Below are 19807 nucleotides of genomic sequence, written 5' to 3'. Positions count from 1 at the left end.
TCCCGGAGCCCCGCGTGACCTCCCCTCCCGACGAGCCCACCGCCCCCGACGAGCCGGCCGCCCCGCAGCTCGTGGTCGGCCTGCTCGCCGACCCCGGCCTCGCCACGGACCTCGTCGACCGCGTCGCCGCCGACCTCCCGGCCACCCTCGGCTCCGCCCTCCCGGACCACCGGTGGCGGGTGGAGACCGCGTCCGGGCCCGTCGGGCTCGACTCCGAGGGCCTGCTGCCGATGCTGCGGCGCGGCGCGGCGCTGCGGCGCGACCACAACTGGGACGTGGTCGTCCTCGTCACGGACCTCCCGCGCCGGGCGGGGACCCAGCCGCTGGTCTCCGACTACGGCTCCGACGAGTGCGTCGCGCTCGTGTCCCTGCCGGCGCTCGGCGCGTTCCGGCTGCAGATCCGGCTGCGCCGGGCCGTCGTCGACCTCGTCGAGGGGCTGGTCGGGCACCCCGCCGCCCGGCCGGCGAGCGCGGCGCGGCGCCTGCGGGTGGCGCCACCCGTCGTCCGGGTCGCCTCCGAGGAGCCGGGGATCGACTCGCACCTGGCGCTGCAGGGCACGCGCGGCACGCTGCGCCTGCTCGGCGGTCTCGTGCGGGCGAACCGGCCGTGGCGGCTCGTGCCCTCGCTCTCCCCGGCGCTCGCCGCCGCGTCCGCCGGGGCCGCGTTCGGGGTCTTCTACTCCAACATCTGGCAGCTCGCGGCCGCCCTGTCCGTGCCGCGCCTCAGCGTGGTCGCCGTCCTCGCGGTGACGGCGATGGCGGCGTGGCTCGTCGTCGACAACGGCCTGTGGGAGCGCGCCGCCGCCCGGCGGTACCGACCGGAGGCGGCCCTGTTCAACGCCGCCACCACCGCGACCATCGGGGTGGGGGTGGCGTGCATGGCCGCGCTGCTGGTCGTCCTGACGACGGCGGCCGCGCTCCTGGTCATCCCGCCGTCGCTGCTGCCCGGGCCCGACGGCTGGCCCGAGGTGCTCCCGGTGTACCTGCGGCTCGGCGTGCTCTCGGGGTCGATGGGCATCGTCGCGGGAGCGCTCGGGTCCGGCCTGACCAGTCCGGAGGCGGTGCGCCAGGCCGCGTACAGCACGCGGGAGCAGCAGCGTCGGGCGCTCATCGACGACGAGGAACCCAACGCGCAGGTCGACGCGGCCACGTGACGTCGTGGAACACTCGGTCCGTATGAGCGACACGCAGACGACCGCGGTCACCGCCCTGCGCGAGGCAGGCGAGGCGCTGCGCATCGGGGGACGCGCCGAGGGACTCTCCGGGGCCGTTCCCGACGACGGGCTCCCCGCGGTCGCGGGGGAGGTGGGCCGGCTGCTGGACGCGCTGGTCGATCTGCTGCACCAGGTCGACCCGGCGGGCGTGCCGACGGGCAGCGCCGAGCACGGCATGCACGCCGTCGCGCAGCACCTGGTGGCCGGTGCCACCGCCGCCCGGGAGGTGGCCCGCCCGAGCACGCCCGGGCCCCCGGCCGGGGCGACCTGAGCGGACGCACGGCCGCCGTGCCGCCCCACGGCGGGTCGGGCCGGGTCGGGCCGGGTCGCCGGCGCCGACCCGCCGTCGGGACTGCGTCAGTCGAAGCCCACCACCGCACCCTCGGCGGCGGACCCGACGAGGCGCGAGTACTTGCCGAGCACGCCGGTGCGGTGCTTCGGCGGGGGAGCGGTCCAGCCCTCGCGGCGCGCCGCCATCTCCTCGTCGGACACGAGCAGGTCGAGCGTCCGCGCCGCGAGGTCGAGCCGGATGCGGTCGCCCTCCCGGACGAACGCGATCGGCCCGCCGTGGTCGGCCTCCGGCGCCACGTGACCCACGCACAGGCCCGTCGTCCCGCCGGAGAAGCGGCCGTCGGTCAGCAGCAGCACGTCCTTGCCGAGCCCCGCGCCCTTGATGGCGCCAGTGACCGCGAGCATCTCGCGCATCCCCGGCCCGCCCCGCGGGCCCTCCTGCCGGATGACGACGACGTCGCCCGGGTTCAGTGCGTCCGTCGACACCGCGTCCATCGCCCCGGCCTCGCCGTCGAACACCCGCGCGGTGCCCTCGAAGGACGCGGAGTCGAAGCCCGCCGACTTCACCACCGCCCCGTCGGGCGCGAGTGACCCGCGCAGGATCGTCAGCCCGCCGGTGGGGTGGATCGGGTCCGACAGCGGCCGCAGGATCTCGCCGTCGAGCCCGGCCGGCTCCAGCGCCTCGAGGTTCTCGGCCACGGTCCGGCCGGTCACCGTCAGGCAGTCGCCGTGGATGAGGCCGGCGTCGAGCAGCGCCTTCATGACGACGGGCACGCCCCCGACCCGGTCGACCGTGTTCATCATCCAGCGGCCGAACGGCTTGACGTCGGCGAGGTGCGGGACCCGGTCGCCGATGCGGTTGAAGTCGTCGAGGGTCAGCGGCACCTCGGCCTCGCGGGCGATCGCGAGCAGGTGCAGGACGGCGTTGGTCGACCCGCCGAACGCCATGACCACGGCGATCGCGTTCTCCAGCGACTCGCGCGTGATGATGTCGCGTGCGGTGTGGCCGCGCTGCAGCATCCCGACGACCGCCTCGCCGGAGGCGCGGGCGAACCCGTCGCGGCGCCGGTCGGCCGAGGGCGGGGAGGCGGAGCCGGGCAGCGACATCCCCATCGCCTCGGCGGCGGAGGCCATCGTGTTCGCGGTGTACATGCCGCCGCAGGCGCCCTCACCGGGGCAGATGGCGCGCTCGATCTCGTCGACCTTCTCGCGGGTGATCAGCCCGCGGGCGCACGCGCCGACCGCCTCGAAGGCGTCGATGATCGACACCTCCTTGCCGTCGACGTAGCCCGGGGCGATCGAGCCGGCGTAGATGAACACCGACGCCAGGTCGAGGCGCGCGGCGGCCATGAGCATCCCGGGCAGCGACTTGTCGCAGCCGGCCAGCAGGATCGTCCCGTCGAGCCGCTCGGCCTGGACCACCGTCTCCACCGAGTCGGCGATGATCTCGCGCGAGACCAGCGAGTAGTGCATGCCCTCGTGGCCCATGGAGATGCCGTCGGACACCGAGATGGTGCCGAACTCCATCGGGTAGCCGCCCGCGGCGTGCACGCCCTGCTTCGAGGCGTCGGCCAGGCGGTCGAGCGAGAGGTTGCACGGCGTGATCTCGTTCCAGGACGAGGCGACGCCGATCTGCGGCTTCGAGAAGTCGTCGTCGGTCATGCCGACGGCGCGGAGCATGCCGCGTGCGGCGGCCCGCTCGAGCCCGTCGGTGACGTCGCGGCTGCGCGGCTTGACGTCGTGCTGGGTGGTGGCCTCCGTCATGGGAGGGACGCTAGTCCCTCACGCCGCCCCGCGGCCCTCCGAAGCCCGCACCCGCCGGGTGTGCGCGTGCACGTGGCCGTGCGGGCGTCCGCCCGCGATCCGCGTCGCCGCGAGGCACGCCCGCACCCACATGAACAGCTGCATCTCCTTGGCCACGCGCAGGTGCGTGAACAGCAGGTTCACCAGCGCCGTCCCGGGCCGCGCCCAGGTCTCGATCGTGAACCGCAGCCCCTCGGCGGTGTCGTCGGCCCGGAACTCGATCTGACCGGCCTCGAGGTGCCCGGCGAGCGTGGTGAGCCGCAGGTGGGTGTCGTCGCTGACGATCACGCGCACCGGTCCGTCCCAGGGGCCGGGCATCCGCACCACGAACTCGTCGCCCGGCTCCGGCGTCGTGCCGTCGCCGTGCGGGGTCACCGCCGCGACCTCCTTCGGCAGCAACCGTTCCAGGTCGCCGCGCACCACCGACATGAGGCCCGCGGCGTCGGTCGTCGCGCCGTCGACGAGCACCGTGAACCGCCGGTGGAACAGCGGGCCGCGGCCGTGCTCCTGGGGCTGCACGCGGTCGTCGACGAGATCGGCCGGGACGTCCGCGGGCAGGTCGGCGTCGCCGCCGGGCTCCTCGGAGCGCACCACCAGGTGCCGGTCGCGCAGGTAGCTGACGGTCATGAGGCCCATGCCGGCCGCCCACCGCAGGACGCGGCGGGGACCGTCGAGGCTGTCGGGATGGGTCGGGGGCACGGCGGGGACTGCCCGACGACGGGTGCCGCCGACACCCGGGGTCGGCGGCGTCACCAGGTCGTCACGCGTCCGGGCACGACGTAACGCTCCCGACTCCGCGCGTGCGGCCACCCGAAACATGCCGACGAGACCGTTCCGGCCGGATTGTCCGGCTAGGGAAGGGAAGCCGCCGGTCGTGGAACTCGACAGCGGAACGATCGCCTGGATGTTGACCAGCTCGGCGCTGGTCCTGCTCATGGTCCCCGGCCTGGCCCTGTTCTACGGCGGGCAGGCGCACTCCAAGAGCGTCCTCAACATGATGATGATGGTCTTCTCCACGTTCGCCACGGTCGGCGTCCTGTGGGTGATCGTCGGCTACTCGCTGGCCTTCGGCGACAACACGGTGGGCGGGTGGTTCGGCAACCCCGCCCAGTACTTCATGCTCTCGAGCCTGCTCGCGGAGACGGTGCAGACCGACGGTCTGCCCGACGTCGCGTTCGCGGCGTTCCAGGCGATGTTCGCCATCCTCACGGTCGGCCTGATCGCGGGTGCGGTCGCCAACCGGATGAGGTTCACGTCCTGGATGGTCTTCTCGCTGCTCTGGGCGCTGCTGGTCTACTTCCCGATCGCGCACTGGGTCTTCGACCTCGACGCCGGGTGGATCGCGAGCGGCATCGGTGCGGTCGACTTCGCGGGCGGCACGGCCGTCCACATCAACGCCGGCATGGCGGCGCTCGTCCTGGCTCTCCTGCTTGGCAAGCGCAAGGGCTGGCCGAACGACACGTCGCGCCCGCACAACCTGACCATGGTCATGCTCGGCGCCGGGATGCTCTGGTTCGGCTGGTTCGGGTTCAACGCCGGCTCGGCCGCGGTCGCGGGCTACGCCGCCTCGTACGCCTTCCTCAACACCGTCGTGGCCACCTGCACCGCCATCTGCGGCTGGCTGATCATCGAGCAGGTCCGCGACGGCAAGCCGACCTCGCTGGGGGCCGCCTCCGGCATCGTCGCGGGTCTGGTCGCGATCACGCCGGCGTGTGCGGCGGTCACACCGCTGGGTGCCATGGCGATCGGCTTCATCTCGGGTCTGGCCTGCGCGTTCGGGGTCGGCCTGAAGTACCGCTTCGGCTTCGACGACGCGTTCGACGTCGTCGGGGTGCACCTGGTCGGCGGCCTCGTCGGCACGCTGCTCATCGGCTTCTTCGCCTGGGACGGCTCGCCGGCCGGCGCCGGCGGCGTCTTCTACGGCGGCGGCTGGGGCCAGCTCGGCGTCCAGGCGCTCGCGGCGGTGGCGGTCATGGCCTACTGCGGCATCCTCACCGCGGTCATCGCCCTGGTCGTCAAGGCGACGATGGGTCTGCGCATCGAGACCGAGGCCGAGGCGGTCGGCATCGACGAGTCCGAGCACGCGGAGTCGGGGTACGACTACTCCGGCTTCGCGGGCCGCACGTCCTCCTCGTCCCTGGGCGTCGGGGCACCCACCGGCCAGGTGCCCGCGGCCTCCTCGGCGGAGCGCTGAGCCCGCCGTGAAGATGGTGACCGCGATCGTGAAGCCCTTCGTCCTGGACGACGTGAAGGCGACCCTGGAGCAGCTCGGGGTCCTCGGCATGACCGTGAGCGAGGTCCAGGGGTACGGCCGCCAGAAGGGCCACACCGAGGTCTACCGCGGTGCGGAGTACGCGGTGGACTTCGTGCCGAAGGTCCGCGTGGAGGTCGTCGCCGACGACCCGACCGCGGAGAAGGTCCTCGACGCGATCGCCGAGACCGCCCGCACCGGCAAGATCGGTGACGGCAAGGTCTGGGTGACCCCGGTCGAGACCGTGGTGCGCGTGCGCACCGGCGAGCGCGGCGTCGACGCGCTCTGACCCTCCCCGGCACCGGATCCGTCGGTACGACGACGGGTCCGGTGCCGCGGCCGTCGCCCCGCACCGACGAGAGGACCGGATGGCCGGAGCCGGGCCGACCCCGATCCCTCCCGACGACCCCGCGACCGACCTGCTCCGGGCCCGCGCCGCCCTCCTCGCACCCCCGGCCGGCGCGCGCCGCCTCGCGGCCCCGGCCCTGCGCGCGGCGCTCGTCGACCTCCACGACCTCTGGCTCACGACCCGCGCCGCGGCGCTCGGCGTCGGGCCGGGCCGGGCCCTCGTCGCGCTCGGCGCCCTCGGCCGTCGGGAGCTCGCACCCTGGTCGGTGCCCGACCTGCTGCTCCTGTACGACGCCGACCGGATCGACCCCGCCGACGCGACCCGCCTCGCGGCGGCGCTGCGGCCCGGCCTCCGCACCGCCACGGTGGGCGGGGCGGTCCAGGCGTCCCTCGCGGACCTCCCCACGGCGCTCGGCCTCCTGGACGCCCGCCTCGTGGCCGGGGAGGCCGACCTCGCCGACCGGCTCGCCGCGACGGCGCGGCGGGCCTGGCGCGCGTCGGCGCCCGCCCGCACGGACGCGCTCGCGGTGCTCACCCACGCCCGCTGGGACCGCGCCGGGGACGTCGCCCACCGCGTCGAGCCGGACCTGCGCGACGGGCGGGGCGGGCTGCGCGACCTGGCGGTGCTCGACGCCCTGGTCGTCGCCGGGGCCGCGGACCCGCCGTCGGCCGAGGTCCGCGCGGCCCGCCGGGTGCTGCTCGACCTGCGCACCGAGCTGCACCGCCACGCCGGGTGCGCGCGCGACGTCCTGCGGGTCGACGACGTCGGGAACCTCCTCGACCCCCACGGCCCCACCGACCACCACGGCCTCCTGCGCACGATCGGTGGCGCCGCACGCACCGTCGTGACGGCCGTCGAGGCCGCCCTGCGCCCCCGGCGGCACCGCCCCCGGTCGTCGGGTCGGCCGGAGCTCGGGACGGGCCTCGTCGTGCACGCGGGCGAGGTCACGCTCGCCCGCGGCGCGAGCGTCGCGCGCGACCCCGTGCTCGTCCTGCGTCTGGCGTCCGCCGCGGCCCGCGGAGGCCTGCCGATGTCGCCGTCCGCGCTGCGCCGCCTCGCCGAGGCCGCGCCCGAGCTGCGCGCCCCGTGGCCGGACGCGGCCCGCGCGGAGCTCCTCACGTTGCTGGGGGCGGGTGAGGGGCTCGTCGACGTCGTCGAGGCGCTCGACCGGGCCGGCCTCTGGGGGCGGCTGCTGCCCGAGTGGGGCGCCGTGCGCGACCTCCCGCCCGCGGACCCGCGACACGCGCGGACCGTGGGGCGCCACCTGCTCGAGGTGACCCGGCACGCGGCGACCGGGGACCGGACGGACCGCCCCGACCTGCTGCTCCTCGCCGCCCTGGTGCACGACCTCGGCCGGGGCCGCGCGGAGCACCCCGCCCGCGTGGGCGCCGAGGTCGCGGGACACGTCGGCCGTCGGCTGGGGTTGCCGTGCGACGACGTCGCGACCCTCGCGGCGACCGTGCGCCACCAGGACCTCCTGCCCCGCACGGCCCGCCGTCGCGACCCGGAGGACCCCGCCACCGTCCGCCGGGTCCTCGACGTCCTCGACGGCGACGCCGTCCTGCTCGGGCTCCTCCGCGCCCTGGCCGAGGCGGACGCCCGCGGCACCGCCCCGGGCGCCTGGACGCCGTGGACCGCGCGCCTGCTGGACGACCTGGTCGCCCGGTGCCGGTCGGCGCTGCCGACGACGGCGACCGGCCGAGCGCCGCGTCGACCGGGTGGGTGAGCCGGCTCACGCCCGCTCCATGGAGGGACGGTCGCGCGGGCATCCGACGGGTGCCGCCGGGAAGTGGAGCCGACGCTCCGGCGGTGTCCCCGTCGAACGTCACGAACGATCGAAGGAGAACACGTGGCCCACCACGCCATGATCGGTCAGCTCCGGTCCCTGCTCCAGCTCACCCAGACCGAGATCCAGATCGCCCGCATCCGGGTCGCCCAGGCGCGGACCGACGCGATCCGCCGGGAACTGCTCGAGAACGCCGAGAACGCCGAGCGACGCTCCGCGGAGATCACCCGCGAGCTGCAGCGGCTGGGCGGCGTCGCCGACGTCGTCACCCCGCTGGTCGGCCGCGCCGCGGCCTTCGTCAAGGGCACCTTCGAGCAGGCCGAGCCCGTCGACGAGGCCATCCTCGGCGACCTCGTGCTCGAGCACCAGCTCCTCGACCGCGCCACCTACCTGCGTGCGCTCGCGGAGGCCGCCCACGACACCGCCGCCCGTGCGCTCGCCGACCGGCTCATCACGGCCCACCGCGCCACCGTCGAGTGGCTCACCACGGTGCTGGCCGAGCACGCGCTGGGCGGGCCGCCCGCGCTGCGCGCCACCCCGGTGCAGGCCGTCGCCGGCGGCGTGAGCCGCGTCGTCAACTACCCGGTGCGCTTCGCCCGCGACCAGGTCAACCGCGCACTGGGCCGCGTCCAGCGCACCGGCGACCAGGTCCGCCACGGCGTCACCGAGGTCGCCGGCAAGGCCGCGCAGTTCAGCGAGAACGCCCGCGACGTCCTGGTCACCGGCCGCGACGCGTCGCTGCAGCGCGCGGAGCGCGTCGCCCGTGAGCAGGGCGACACGGCCACCGCGCGCACCGTGCACGAGGCCCGCGCGGACCTCGGCGCCCTGACCGCCGCCGAGTTGCCGATCGACGGCTACGAGAAGCTCGGCGCCTCCGAGGCCGTGCAGGCCGTGAAGCAGCTCGGCCGGGTGGACGACCTCACCGCGGTCATCCACTTCGAGGAGGCCCACAAGAACCGCAGCAGCGTGGTGTCCGCGGCGCAGACCCGGCACGCGGCGCTCGCGCAGGAGGTCGTCGGCCTGCGCTGACGACCCGGACCCCGCACGACCGCGCGGCGCGGCACCCCGTCGGGGTGCCGCGCCGACGTGTCCGCGCGACCTGTCACCGATCCGGACGAACCGCTCGCGTCGTGCATCGGCACGTGCGACCGGGCGGTGTCACGATGGCCGCAGGACGGCGCAGGGGGGAGGTCGCGGTGCTGCAGTGCTGCCCCAACGGGGCGCGCCCCGGGGGTGTGACGCCGGCCCTGCCCACCACCCCCGACGACCTCGCCCGGGACGCGGCGGCCGTGGCCGCGCTCGGCGTCCGCAGCTTCCACGTCCACCCGCGCGACGAGCAGGGCCGGGAGAGCCTCGACCCGCGCGTGGTCGCCGAGACCGTCGGCATCGTCCGCCGGGCGGCGCCGTCGCTCGAGATCGGGGTCCCGCTGGCCCGGTGGGTGGAGCCGAACGCGTTCCGGCGGACCGAGATCGCCCAGGAGTGGGCGCAGCTCCCGCGTGACCGCCGCCCGGACGTCCTCGCCGTCAGCGTCCACGAGCGCGGGTGGGAGACCGTGTGCGAGGCGGTCGCCTCCGTCGGGCTGGGGATCGAGCTCGGGGTGTGGACCACCGGCGACGCCGTCCAGCTGCGGCTCGCCGGGGTCCCGGTGAACACGGTGCGCATCGCCGTCGAGGTGACCGTGACCGACCCCGACCACGCCGTCGCGGAGGCCGTGCGCCTGCTGCGGGCCCTGCAGCCGTTACCGGTCCCCGTGCCGGTGCTCCTGCACGGCGAGGAGGACGGCGCCTGGCCCGTGCTGGAGTACGCACGCCGGGAGGGCTTCGACACCAGGATGGGGTTCGAGGACACGCTGTACGGCCCCGACGGGGTCTGGCTGGCCACCGGCAACGAGGAGCTCATCCGGTTCGCCCTCGGCCAGCAGGTCGCACCGCGCACGGGTCCGCGCCGCAGCCCCCGCCGGCGCCTGCTCGGCGGCCTGGGCCTCGGCCGGTCACGCGCCGCCCACCGGTACTGAGCCCGGTCAGCCGCCGTCGGTCCGCGGGTCGGTGATGTCGGCGAACGCCTGCGCGAGCCGGCGCTGCTGCTCCACGGTCGGCACGAGCGGCGGACGGTCGCCCAGCGCGACCACCCGGTCGATGTCGCACGGCTCGATCCGGCAGGACTCGAGCAGCCGGTCGTCGACGCGGACCGGTACCCGCGACCGATGCGCGAGGCTCAGCGCCGCCACCCAGGACGTGGTCCGTCCCGACTCCGGTGGCGGCACCAACCCGCCGTCGGGCCGGACGATCTCCACCACGGGGCGCACCCCGCCGTCGGCGGCGACGATCCGCACCGTCACCTCGAGTCCGGTGGTGGGCGATCCGAGCCACGGGTCGAGCAGGCGCACGAGTCCCAGCAGCTCGTCGGGGGACAGCGGCACCGTCATCAGGCGCGGCACGTCGGCGTCGTCGGAGAGCAGGGCGCAGGGCTCGTCGAACAGCGTCCGGCGCGCGACCGCGACGAGACGTACGACGGCCATCCGGTCCTTCCTCGTGGCACCCCCGGCGTGCTGCTCGGGGCATCTCGGTCCGGTCCCGACGACGTCGTGGCAGGTCGACCGCCGTCGACGGTCAGGTCCGCAGCATCGCACGCGTCCCCGACCGACGCCCGGGCCGATCGGACGGGTTCACCCCCGGACGGCGTCGTCGACCAACCATCGGGCGACGTCCACGAGCTTGAGGTTCGTGTGCTGCGAGGCGGCCACGAGGCGCCCGAAGGCCTCGTCGGGCCCGATGTGGTCGCGCTGCATCAGCACCCCCTTCGCCTGACCGATGAGGTCCCGGGAGGTCACCGCCTGGTCGAGGCCGGCGACGCGGCGCGCGGCGTGCAGGGCCATCGCGGCCGGGACCGCGATCGCGGCGACGGTGGCCGCCGCACCGGCCGGCAGCCGACCGTCGCCGCGCACGTAGAGCGTGACGGCGCCGAGCGGGCGGTCCCGGGGCACGAGGGCGACGGCGAGCAGGGCGGCCACGCCCCGGGCGCGGGCGGCGGGGGCGAACGCGGGCCAGCGGTCGTCCGCGGTCGCGAGGTCGGTGACCTCGACGACGACGGGTCCGTCGGCGCCGAGCACGTCCACGGCGGGTCCCTGGCCCAGGTCGACCTGCAGGGCGTCGAGCTCCGTCGCGAACCGGTCGGCGGTCCCCGCGGTCTCCGGTCGGCCCCGGCGGCACAGGAGCACGCCCGCGCAGCCCCGGCCGAGGGGCGCGAGGCGCTCGGTGAGCGAGGTGATGCAGGTGAGGGTGGCGGCCAGGGCGTCGTCGCGGTCGCTGATCCCGGCGTTCAGCTCGCTCGCGGCGCGGGCGAGGACGAGGGCGGGATCGGCCGGGTCGGTGGGGGCGGTGACGTCGGTGGGGTCGGGTGGCGGGAGGAGATTCTGTCGCGGATGCATCGTGGCCCCCCGGGGGGCGGCTGCGATACCCGCCTCACTGGTGAAACAGAGTCGTGGACGAACAGCCTAGACGCAGAACGCACGGCCGCGACAGCCCTGCGCGACGAGTGGCGACGGTCGGCGCCCGGGCACCCCGACCCGTGCGACTCGCCACCTGGAACGTGCTGCACGCCTGCTCTCCCGACGACGGCCGGGTGGACCTGGACCGCTTCGCGGCCGCCGTTCGCGCGCTGGACGTCGACGTCCTCGCCCTCCAGGAGGTGGACCGCGGACAGGTCCGATCGGGTCGTGCGGACCTCGCGGCCGTCGCGGCCGAGGCCCTCGGCGCCGTCGACCACCGCTTCGTCCCCGCCCTCGTCGGCGCGCCGGGCGACTGGTCGGCCCCGGGCGAGCAGGACACCGGCCCGGGGGACGCCGCCGACGACGCGACGGGCGCGTTGCGCGCCGGGACGCCCGACCACGTCGACGTGGTCGCCGCCCGCCCGGGACCGACCACGCCCGCCTACGGCGTCGCGCTCGTGTCCCGGGTGCCGGTGTCGGCCTGGCGGGTGGTCCGGGTGCCGCCGCTGCGGCGACCGCTCCCGCTGCTGCTCGGGCGGCCGCCGCGCCCCGTCGTCGTGCACGACGAACCGCGGGTCGCCGTGGCGGCGACCCTGGCACCGGCGGCGACGGAGCCCCTCACCGTCGCGTGCACCCACCTCTCGTTCGTGCCGGGCTGGAACCTCGTCCAGCTGCGCCGCCTGGTCCGGGCCCTGGACCCGGGGCGGCTGGTCGTCGCCGGCGACCTGAACACGGGGCCGCGACGGGCCGCCGCGGCGAGCGGGCTGACCTCCCTGGCACCCGGGGCGACGTTCCCGGTCGCCGCGCCGCGCCGCCAGCTCGACCACGTGCTCGGTCGCGGCGTCGGCGCCCGCGACGCGCGGGTCCGTCGGCTCGACGTCTCCGACCACCGCGCCCTCGAGGTCACGGTGGACTGACCGGGACCGCCGCCGGACGGCCTCCTGCACCGGTTCACGGGCCGGGGCGCCCACCCCCGGCCGCCCGCCGTGCCACGATCGGAGGTGGTTGAGCTCCCAGCCGCCGCCGACGGCGAAGGGGACACCGATGCGGGTCGCGAGTCCGACGATCGACCTGGTGGTGCACCGCTGCGACCGGGGCCGGGTGGTGGTCCGGGTGTGCGGCGTCCCCGGCCGCTCCGACGCCGCGATCCTGCGGCGCACGCTGGACGACGAGCTCGACCGCGCTCCCGACCTGCTCGTGGTCGAGCTCGACCGGGCCGTGTCGACGCCGGAGCTGCGCGAGGTCCTGGCGACGGCGCGGGACCGCGCCCGGTGCGCCGGCGGCGGCCTCCGGGTGGTCACCGCCGTCGGGCACGCCCGGGAGATCACCGACCTGCTCTAGCCGTGTGATGTCCGGGTGAGGCGGGTAGCTCCGGCCATGTCGATCCGCACCGCCCACCGCGCCACCCCGCGGAGCGTCCGATGAGCGAGACGCAGACCTCCGACCGGGACGACGACGCCGACCGCGACCAGGGGCCGGACGAGGGCGGCGGCGGCTCGATCACCCTCACCCTCGGCGACCAGGAGATCGTGCTCCGGCAGCGCTACGAGCTGCTCAGCATCGTCAACGAGATCGGCATCGCCGTCTTCTTCACCGTCGGCAGCATCGCGTTCTACTGGCACGAGCTGTTCAACCTCGGCGTCACGCTCTTCGTGATCGGCAGCGTCCAGCTCGGCATCCGCCCCGCCATCCGGTTCGCCCGGCGCGTGCAGCTGCGGCTCCTCACGCACGGCATGCCCCACGAGGTCGCCCGCGACTTCTGACCCGTCACGGCGCTGCGCGCCGTGATACCACTGTCACGGGTTGACCTGCTCCAGCCCGGCCCGACGCCTCGTCGTCCGCGTCCGGAGGAGCCCATGGCCACCGTCGCCCCGCGCCCGATCGTCGCCCCGCCGCACCCCCCGCCGCAGCGGCGGAAGGGCTCGGCGCTCGTGCACCTGCTGCGCACCACCGACCCGAAGGACATCGGCGTCCTCTACCTGGTGACGTCGTTCTCGTTCTTCCTCGCCGGCGGCCTGATGGCGCTGCTGATCCGCGCCGAGCTCGCGCAGCCCGGGCTGCAGATCCTCTCGGTCGAGCAGTACAACCAGATGTTCACCATGCACGGCACGATCATGCTGCTGCTCTACGCGACGCCCCTGGTGTTCGGCTTCGCGAACTACATCGTGCCGCTGCAGATCGGCGCGCCGGACGTCGCGTTCCCGCGCCTCAACGCGTTCTCCTACTGGCTGTTCCTCTTCGGCGGGCTCATCGTCATGGCGGGGTTCCTGACGCCGGGCGGCGCGGCGTCGGCGGGCTGGTTCGCCTACGTGCCGCTCTCGGACAGCCAGTACACCGGCAACGTCGGGCAGGACCTCTGGATCATGGGCCTGGTCGTGTCCGGGCTCGGCACGATCCTGGGTGCGGTCAACTTCGTCACCACGATCGTCTGCATGCGCGCGCCGGGCATGACCCTGTTCCGGATGCCGATCTTCACCTGGAACATCCTGGTGACGGCGATCCTGATCCTGCTCGCGTTCCCGATCCTCACCGCGGCGCTGCTCGGCCTCGCCGCCGACCGACATCTCGGCGCGCACGTCTTCGACCCGGCCACCGGCGGGGCGATCCTGTGGCAGCACATGTTCTGGTACTTCGGCCATCCCGAGGTCTACATCGTCGCGCTGCCGTTCTTCGGGATCGTCACCGAGATCTTCCCGGTGTTCAGCCGCAAACCGGTGTTCGGCTACAAGACCCTGGTGTTCGCGACGCTGGCCATCGGCGCGCTCTCGATCGCCGTGTGGGCCCACCACATGTACGCCACGGGCGCGATCGTGCTGCCGTTCTTCGCGTTCACCACCTACCTCATCGCGGTGCCGACCGGGATCAAGTTCTTCAACTGGATCGGCACGATGTGGAAGGGGCAGCTGACGCTGGAGACGCCGATGCTGTTCGCCATCGGGTTCCTCGTCACCTTCCTGCTCGGCGGTCTCACCGGCGTCCTGCTCGCCTCGCCGCCGCTGGACTGGCAGCTCTCGGACTCCTACTTCGTGGTCGCGCACTTCCACTACGTGCTCTTCGGCACCATCGTGTTCGCGACCTACGGCGGGATCTACTTCTGGTTCCCGAAGATGACCGGCCGGATGATGGACGAGCGCCTGGGCAGGTTCCACTTCTGGGCCACGTTCATCGGGTTCCACCTGACGTTCCTGGTGCAGCACTGGCTGGGGAACCAGGGGATGCCGCGGCGCTACGCGGACTACCTGCCCTCCGACGGGTTCACCACGCTCAACACGATCTCCTCGATCGGCGCGTTCGTGCTGGGCGCCTCGACCCTGCCCTTCCTGTGGAACGTGTTCGTCAGCTACCGCCACGGTCGGCCGATCGACGTCGACGACCCGTGGGGCCACGGCAACTCGCTGGAGTGGGCCACCTCGTGCCCGCCGCCGCGGCACAACTTCCACGAGCTGCCGCGCATCCGCTCCGAGCGGCCCGCGTTCGAGCTGCACTACCCGCACATGAGTGACCGGATGCGGCTGGAGTCCCACATCGGGTCCTCCGCGCCCAGCCCGGGCGAGCTCGCCGCGCACCAGACCGGCGGCGAGCACCTCTCCGGCACCGATCCGCGGAACCGCTGACGCCGTGGAGACCGACCCGCCCCGTGTCATCGGGATCGGCGCGTCCGCCGGGGGCCTGGAGGCGGTCGGCACGCTGCTCGCCGGCCTCCCGGCCTCCCTGCCGGCCGCCGTCCTCGTCGTGATCCACCAGTCCGACGCGGGTCCGGGGCGCCTCGCGGAGCTGCTCGACCGGCGTTGCGCCCTGCCCGTCCGCGCCGCCTCCGACGGCGACGTCCCCGCCGCCGGCCTCGTCCAGGTCGCCGTCCCCGGTCACCACCTCGTGCTCGAGAAGGGCACGCTGCGCGTCACCCGCGGGCCGCGGGAGAACGGGCACCGTCCCGCGGTCGACCCGCTCTTCCGGTCCCTCGCGCTGGAGACGGGACCGGGGGCGGTCGGGGTCGTGCTCAGCGGCATGCTCGACGACGGGGCGGCGGGCCTGCTCGAGATCGTCCGGCACGGCGGCGCGGCCGCGGTCCAGGACCCGGACGAGGCCGCCTTCCCCGCGATGCCCGCGGCGAGCCTGCGCCAGGTGCCGGGTGCGGTGGTGCGCCCGGTCGCGGAGCTGGCCGGGGCGATGCAGGCGCTGCTGGCGCGCCCGGCGCTCGGCGTCGTGCGGCGCAGCGAGCGCCTCGCCGAGGAGGTCGGGGTGGCCCTCGGGCACCGGACCCCGGCCTCGGAGCCGTCCCACCTGCCGGCCGGCCTGTCCTGTCCGGACTGCGGCGGCCCGCTCTACGAGACCGACGAGGCGACGCTGATGCGCTACCGCTGCCGCATCGGCCACGCCTGGTCGCAGGAGAGCCTGCGGGCCGGACAGACGGCGGCGGCCGAGAAGGCCCTGGAGACCGCGCTGCGGGCCCTCGAGGAGAAGGCCGCCCTCCACCACCGGATCGCCCGGAGCGCCGACGACCGGGGCTCCTCGCGCCTGGCCGGGCGCGCGCGGCAGACTGCCCACGACGCACTCGCCTCCGCGGCCGTGGTGCGTGACCTGCTGTCGAACCCCGGGGACGGAGAGGCGCGGTGACCGACCAGGACGCCGAGGACGAGGAGTACGCGGCCTCACACGACGGTCCCGGGCTCGGACCGGCCGAGGAGGCCGAGTTCGAGGGCCTGCTCACGTTCCTCAAGGAGAGCCGGGGCTTCGACTTCACCGGCTACAAGCGGTCGAGCATCCGCCGTCGGGTCGCCCGGCGGATGCAGCAGGTGGAGGCCGCGACGTTCGCCGAGTACCTCGACGTGCTGCAGGTCGACACCGAGGAGTTCACCCAGCTCTTCAACACGGTGCTCATCAACGTCACCGGGTTCCTGCGCGACCCCGAGGCGTGGGACGAGCTCGCCGAGCAGATCGTGCCGCAGATCCTCGCGCCCAAGTCGCGCGGCGAGTCCGTGCGGGTGTGGTCGGCCGGCTGCGCGAGCGGCGAGGAGGCCTACGGCCTCGCCATGGTCTTCGCCGAGGCGCTCGGCGTCGAGGAGTTCCGCGCCCGGGTGAAGGTCTACGCCACCGACGTCGACGAGGACGCGCTCGCCGCGGCGCGGCAGGCCACGTACTCGGAGAAGGAGCTGCAGTCGCTGCCGGACGGGTGGCGCGAGCGGTACTTCGAGCGCAGCGGCTCGCGCTGGACCTTCCGCAGCGACCTGCGCCGGTGCGTGATCTTCGGCCGCAACGACCTCGTCCAGGACGCGCCCATCGGGCGGCTGGACCTGCTGGTGTGCCGCAACACGCTGATGTACCTCAACGCCGAGACGCAGTCCCGCGTGCTGCGCCGGTTCCACTTCGCGCTCAACACCGCCGGCGTGCTGTTCCTCGGCAAGGCCGAGATGCTGCTCAGCCACGGGCGGCTCTTCCTCCCGGTGGACCTCAAGCGGCGCTTCTTCCGCAAGGCCGACCAGGTCGACCCGAGCGGGCGCGGGGTGGGGCCCATCGGGCGGCTGCAGACCACGGCGGCGCGTGCGGACGTCCAGCTCGACGACGAGGCGCTGCTGTTCAGCCCGCTCGCGACCGTGGTGGTCACCCAGGACGAGGTGGTCGCGACGGCCAACCGGCGCGCGGAGGCGCAGCTCGGCATCACCTCCCGCGAGATCGGCCGACGGTTCACCGAGCTCGAGCTCTGCCACCGCATCGCCGGCCTGCGGTCGTCCTACGAGGACGTGCGCCGCAACCGGACCTCGCTCTGGCAGCACGAGGCGGAGTTCGCGCGGTCGGCGTCCGAGACGCTCTACTTCGACATCCAGGTGGTGCCGCTCGCCGGGCAGCACGAGGAGGGCACCGCCGTCGCGCTGTTCTTCACCGACGTCACGCGCTACCGGCGGATGACCGGCGAGCTCCAGGCCGCGCACCGGCAGGTGGAGACGGCCTACGAGGAGCTGCAGTCGACGGTCGAGGAGCTGGAGACGACCAACGAGGAGCTGCAGTCCACGGTCGAGGAGCTGGAGACGACCAACGAGGAGCTGCAGTCCACCGTCGAGGAACTGGAGACGACCAACGAGGAGCTCCAGTCCACCAACGACGAGCTGCAGTCGATGAACGACGAGATGCGCCAGCGCACCTCGCAGCTCGACCGGGCCAACGACTTCCTGGAGTCGGTGCTGGGGAGCCTGCGCACCGCCGTCGTCGTGGTGGACACCGAGCTGATCGTGCAGGCCTGGAACGGGCGGGCCGACGACCTGTGGGGGCTGCGCTCCGACGAGGCCGTGGGGCAGCACCTGCTCAACCTCGACATCGGGCTCGCCACCGAGCGGCTCCGCCCGCTCGTGCGCGAGGTCCTGCACGGCGACGGGCCGGGGGACGACCCGCTGCGGATCGACGCCATCAACCGGCGGGGACGCACCGTGCAGCTCGCGATCGGCGTCTCACCGCTGGTCGGACGCCAGAGCCGGCCCGAGGGCGCCATCATCCTGATGGATCAACTCGGCGCGGCGTCGTCCTGAGGGTGGCGCACGGAACGTGACGAAACCGTGTCGGAGGAGGAAACTGAGCGCGTGAGTCAGGAGGGGATCGACGACGGCCTGGCCGGCATCGTCGAGCTGCTGGAGGCGGTGTCGGAGCGGCTCGACGTGTTCGAGCGGCTCGCGGGCGAGGACGGGCCGGCGCAGGAGAACCGCGCGATCCGCCAGGGCCGGGCGCACCTCGCCCAGATCGAGGCGCGCCGGGTCCGCGAGGAGGTCGCCGAGGTCCGGCGGCACGCCCGCGAGCTCGCCCACCACTCCGCGCTCATCCGTCAGGTCGCCGCGGCCACCACGGCGCCGGTGCCGACGACCGGATGTGACGGCGCCGAGCTCGCCGCCGCGCGCTCGGCGGTCGAGGCGCGGGCGGACGGGCGCGCGGGCGGCGACCGGGCCGCGCGGCTCGTCGACCTCGTCGCCCGGGTGGTACCGGGCGCGACCTGGAGCCGGTACGTTCCCCTCGACGGCGGTCCCGGCCACGTCTCCGGGGTCTCCCGGGACACCGTCGCCGCCGACGCGCTCGAGACCCTCGACGTCGCGTGCCGGGCCCTCGTGGCCGGTGGTACCGTCGAGGCCCACGTCCCGGGGGAGGCCCCCGCCCTCGCCGCCGCGGCCCGCGCGGCGGGTCTGCCCGCGCTGGTGCTGCACGCCGTCGGACCCGCGCGCGGCGCGCTGCTCGTCGCAGGCCCCGAGGTCGGGCTGACCGACGCCGACGCCTGCGCCGTCGTGCGGGACGTGGCGGCACAGCTCGAGCGGGTGCTCTCCCCGTGCACGGCGGGCCCCGACCTCGCCGGGGCCGCGACCGTCCTCGCCCGGCACCTGGACCTCGACCACGACGAGGCCTTCGAGGTGCTGCTGGAGTCGGCGGCCGTGCTCGAGGAACCGGTCGGCGCCGTGGCCCGCCACCTCGTCACGGCTCTGGTTCCGCCGCAGCGCGACGGCCGTGCGGACGCCGAGCCCGCGGCGTTGCGCCGCGCGGTCGTGTACATCGAGGCCCACGCCGGCGAGGACGTGACGCTCGACGAGATCGCCTGCGCCGCCCGGATCGGTCCGCGCGCGCTCCAGCTCGCCTTCAACCGGCACCGCGGCGGTTCGCCGATGGCCTACCTGCGCCAGGTCCGCCTGCTGCGGGCCCACCGGGACCTGGAGGCGGCCGACCCCACGCAGGGGGACACCGTCGCGGCCATCGCCGCGCAGTGGGGCTTCGCCAACCCCGGCCGCTTCGCGACGATGTACCGGGAGAGCTACGGGATCTCGCCGAGCCGGACGCTGCGCGCCTGAGCGGTCACCCGGGGGCTCAGCGGGAGGTCCGCGCCAGGACCCGGTGGAGGGCGGCCTTGACCTGGTCGGGCACCACCCCGGCGAGGGCGGCCTGAGCCTGGACCAACGGCGACCCGGCGACGACGGCGGCCCGGCCCGCCATCAGCGCGTCGTAGCCCTGTCGCGCGACCGTGCCCGGGTCGTCCTTCGGCGCCCGACCCATGAGGCTGTCGGGCAGCCCCGCGCGCCGGAAGAAGTCGGTCGCGGTGGGACCCGGCATCAGCGACGTCACCGTGACACCGGTACCCCGCAGCTCGTCGGCGACGGCCTCGGCGAACGACTGCACGAACGACTTCGAGGCGTTGTAGACGGCCTGGTGCGAGCCGGGCATGGTCGCCGCGATCGAGGAGGTCAGCAGGACGCGTCCGGCGCCCCGCGCCACCATGGGCGAGAGCACCCGGTGCGCGAGGTGGACCGTCGAGCGGACGTTCAGGTCGATCAGGCGCAACTCGTCGACGAGGTTCGACGACACGAACGCGCCACCGCTGCCGACGCCGGCGTTCAGGGCCGCGACGTCGAGCGGCCGGTCCCGGGCGAGGACGGCGCGCTCGACCTCCTCCACGCCGCGCGGTTCGGTGAGGTCGACCGTCACGGCGTGCACGTCCACCCCGTGGCGGCGCAGCCGCTCGGCGGCGTCGCCGATCGCGGCGTCCTCGGCCACCACGACGAGGTCGTGGCCCCGTTCGGCGAACACCGCCGCGAGTTCCGCGCCGATGCCGCGGGAGGCGCCGGTGACGAGGGCGAGCGGACGGGTCCCGTCGGGTGCGGTCAT

The 19807-nt window shown here is 74.9% G+C and carries 19 protein-coding genes; 14 read left to right on the top strand and 5 right to left on the bottom strand.

Annotated elements, in window-relative coordinates:
• Positions 1 to 14: 14 nt before the first annotated feature.
• On the top strand, positions 15 to 1154 hold the full coding sequence (locus tag LN037_RS07155; protein WP_230751227.1) for a hypothetical protein: 1140 nt from the start codon (positions 15 to 17) through the stop codon (positions 1152 to 1154).
• Between the two features lie 22 nt (positions 1155 to 1176).
• The gene (locus tag LN037_RS07150; protein WP_230751225.1) at positions 1177 to 1485 is read left to right on the top strand and encodes a hypothetical protein; all 309 of its coding nucleotides are present in this window, start codon (positions 1177 to 1179) and stop codon (positions 1483 to 1485) included.
• 86 nt (positions 1486 to 1571) lie between these two features.
• On the opposite strand, the gene ilvD is transcribed toward LN037_RS07150, so the two are convergent.
• The gene (gene ilvD / locus LN037_RS07145) at positions 1572 to 3269 is read right to left on the bottom strand and encodes a dihydroxy-acid dehydratase (RefSeq protein ID WP_230751223.1); all 1698 of its coding nucleotides are present in this window, start codon (positions 3267 to 3269) and stop codon (positions 1572 to 1574) included.
• 18 nt (positions 3270 to 3287) lie between these two features.
• Positions 3288 to 4007 (bottom strand): DUF1990 family protein, encoded by a 720-nt coding sequence (locus tag LN037_RS07140; RefSeq protein WP_230751221.1) that lies wholly within the window; start codon positions 4005 to 4007, stop codon positions 3288 to 3290.
• A 205-nt stretch (positions 4008 to 4212) separates the two neighbouring features.
• Here LN037_RS07140 and LN037_RS07135 point away from each other — a divergent pair, with 205 nt between their 5' ends.
• The 5 genes from LN037_RS07135 (at position 4213) to LN037_RS07115 (ending at position 9709) form a co-directional block, all read left to right on the top strand.
• Complete coding sequence (locus LN037_RS07135) at positions 4213 to 5502, top strand: ammonium transporter (protein ID WP_230751600.1); 1290 nt, start codon at positions 4213 to 4215, stop codon at positions 5500 to 5502.
• 7 nt (positions 5503 to 5509) lie between these two features.
• Positions 5510 to 5848 carry a P-II family nitrogen regulator gene (locus tag LN037_RS07130; protein ID WP_230751219.1) on the top strand — a complete coding sequence of 113 codons (339 nt, stop codon included), beginning with the start codon at positions 5510 to 5512 and terminating at the stop codon, positions 5846 to 5848.
• Between the two features lie 79 nt (positions 5849 to 5927).
• Positions 5928 to 7634: an HD domain-containing protein gene (locus tag LN037_RS07125; protein ID WP_230751217.1), complete on the top strand. Its 1707-nt coding sequence runs from the start codon at positions 5928 to 5930 to the stop codon at positions 7632 to 7634.
• 123 nt (positions 7635 to 7757) lie between these two features.
• The gene (locus LN037_RS07120; RefSeq protein WP_230751216.1) at positions 7758 to 8723 is read left to right on the top strand and encodes a ferritin-like domain-containing protein; all 966 of its coding nucleotides are present in this window, start codon (positions 7758 to 7760) and stop codon (positions 8721 to 8723) included.
• Positions 8724 to 8857: 134 nt separating this feature from the next.
• Entirely contained in the window at positions 8858 to 9709 is an 852-nt protein-coding gene (locus LN037_RS07115; protein ID WP_230751214.1) for a 3-keto-5-aminohexanoate cleavage protein, read from the top strand.
• 6 nt (positions 9710 to 9715) lie between these two features.
• On the opposite strand, the gene LN037_RS07110 is transcribed toward LN037_RS07115, so the two are convergent.
• Both LN037_RS07110 and LN037_RS07105 read right to left on the bottom strand, forming a co-directional pair.
• Positions 9716 to 10213, bottom strand: coding sequence for a hypothetical protein (locus tag LN037_RS07110; RefSeq protein ID WP_230751212.1), 498 nt, complete (start codon positions 10211 to 10213; stop codon positions 9716 to 9718).
• 147 nt (positions 10214 to 10360) lie between these two features.
• Complete coding sequence (locus LN037_RS07105; RefSeq protein WP_230751210.1) at positions 10361 to 11122, bottom strand: ANTAR domain-containing protein; 762 nt, start codon at positions 11120 to 11122, stop codon at positions 10361 to 10363.
• Positions 11123 to 11262: 140 nt separating this feature from the next.
• Here LN037_RS07105 and LN037_RS07100 point away from each other — a divergent pair, with 140 nt between their 5' ends.
• The 7 genes from LN037_RS07100 to LN037_RS07070 all read left to right on the top strand — a co-directional run bounded on the left by LN037_RS07100 (position 11263) and on the right by LN037_RS07070 (position 18996).
• On the top strand, positions 11263 to 12099 hold the full coding sequence (locus LN037_RS07100) for an endonuclease/exonuclease/phosphatase family protein (RefSeq protein ID WP_230751209.1): 837 nt from the start codon (positions 11263 to 11265) through the stop codon (positions 12097 to 12099).
• A gap of 127 nt (positions 12100 to 12226) precedes the next feature.
• Positions 12227 to 12523: a hypothetical protein gene (locus LN037_RS07095; protein WP_230751207.1), complete on the top strand. Its 297-nt coding sequence runs from the start codon at positions 12227 to 12229 to the stop codon at positions 12521 to 12523.
• Between the two features lie 80 nt (positions 12524 to 12603).
• Positions 12604 to 12945, top strand: a complete 342-nt coding sequence (locus LN037_RS07090) for a YrhK family protein (RefSeq protein WP_230751205.1) — start codon at positions 12604 to 12606, stop codon at positions 12943 to 12945.
• A 93-nt stretch (positions 12946 to 13038) separates the two neighbouring features.
• Positions 13039 to 14796 (top strand): aa3-type cytochrome oxidase subunit I, encoded by a 1758-nt coding sequence (ctaD, locus tag LN037_RS07085; RefSeq protein ID WP_230751204.1) that lies wholly within the window; start codon positions 13039 to 13041, stop codon positions 14794 to 14796.
• A 4-nt stretch (positions 14797 to 14800) separates the two neighbouring features.
• The gene (locus LN037_RS07080) at positions 14801 to 15796 is read left to right on the top strand and encodes a chemotaxis protein CheB (RefSeq protein ID WP_230751202.1); all 996 of its coding nucleotides are present in this window, start codon (positions 14801 to 14803) and stop codon (positions 15794 to 15796) included.
• A complete protein-coding gene (locus LN037_RS07075) occupies positions 15793 to 17700 on the top strand; it encodes a CheR family methyltransferase (protein WP_230751199.1) in 1908 nt (635 codons plus the stop codon). The genes LN037_RS07080 and LN037_RS07075 overlap by 4 nt, the downstream gene beginning before the upstream one ends.
• A 51-nt stretch (positions 17701 to 17751) precedes the next feature.
• Entirely contained in the window at positions 17752 to 18996 is a 1245-nt protein-coding gene (locus LN037_RS07070; protein ID WP_230751197.1) for a helix-turn-helix transcriptional regulator, read from the top strand.
• A 16-nt stretch (positions 18997 to 19012) separates the two neighbouring features.
• On the opposite strand, the gene LN037_RS07065 is transcribed toward LN037_RS07070, so the two are convergent.
• On the bottom strand, positions 19013 to 19807 hold the full coding sequence (locus LN037_RS07065; RefSeq protein WP_230751196.1) for an SDR family NAD(P)-dependent oxidoreductase: 795 nt from the start codon (positions 19805 to 19807) through the stop codon (positions 19013 to 19015).

Source organism: Actinomycetospora soli, assembly GCF_021026295.1.
Lineage (GTDB): Bacteria > Actinomycetota > Actinomycetes > Mycobacteriales > Pseudonocardiaceae > Actinomycetospora > Actinomycetospora soli.
This window is presented reverse-complemented; position numbering and strand designations above follow the sequence as displayed.

Coding starts and splice junctions, on each gene's coding strand:
- LN037_RS07150 (WP_230751225.1), top strand. CDS start 1,177: ATGAGCGACACGCAGACGACCGCGGTCACCGCCCTGCGCGAGGCAGGC.
- ilvD (WP_230751223.1), bottom strand. CDS start 3,269: ATGACGGAGGCCACCACCCAGCACGACGTCAAGCCGCGCAGCCGCGAC.
- LN037_RS07135 (WP_230751600.1), top strand. CDS start 4,213: ATGTTGACCAGCTCGGCGCTGGTCCTGCTCATGGTCCCCGGCCTGGCC.
- LN037_RS07125 (WP_230751217.1), top strand. CDS start 5,928: ATGGCCGGAGCCGGGCCGACCCCGATCCCTCCCGACGACCCCGCGACC.
- LN037_RS07115 (WP_230751214.1), top strand. CDS start 8,858: ATGGCCGCAGGACGGCGCAGGGGGGAGGTCGCGGTGCTGCAGTGCTGC.
- LN037_RS07110 (WP_230751212.1), bottom strand. CDS start 10,213: ATGGCCGTCGTACGTCTCGTCGCGGTCGCGCGCCGGACGCTGTTCGAC.
- LN037_RS07105 (WP_230751210.1), bottom strand. CDS start 11,122: ATGCATCCGCGACAGAATCTCCTCCCGCCACCCGACCCCACCGACGTC.
- LN037_RS07095 (WP_230751207.1), top strand. CDS start 12,227: ATGCGGGTCGCGAGTCCGACGATCGACCTGGTGGTGCACCGCTGCGAC.
- LN037_RS07090 (WP_230751205.1), top strand. CDS start 12,604: ATGAGCGAGACGCAGACCTCCGACCGGGACGACGACGCCGACCGCGAC.
- ctaD (WP_230751204.1), top strand. CDS start 13,039: ATGGCCACCGTCGCCCCGCGCCCGATCGTCGCCCCGCCGCACCCCCCG.
- LN037_RS07065 (WP_230751196.1), bottom strand. CDS start 19,807: ATGACCGCACCCGACGGGACCCGTCCGCTCGCCCTCGTCACCGGCGCC.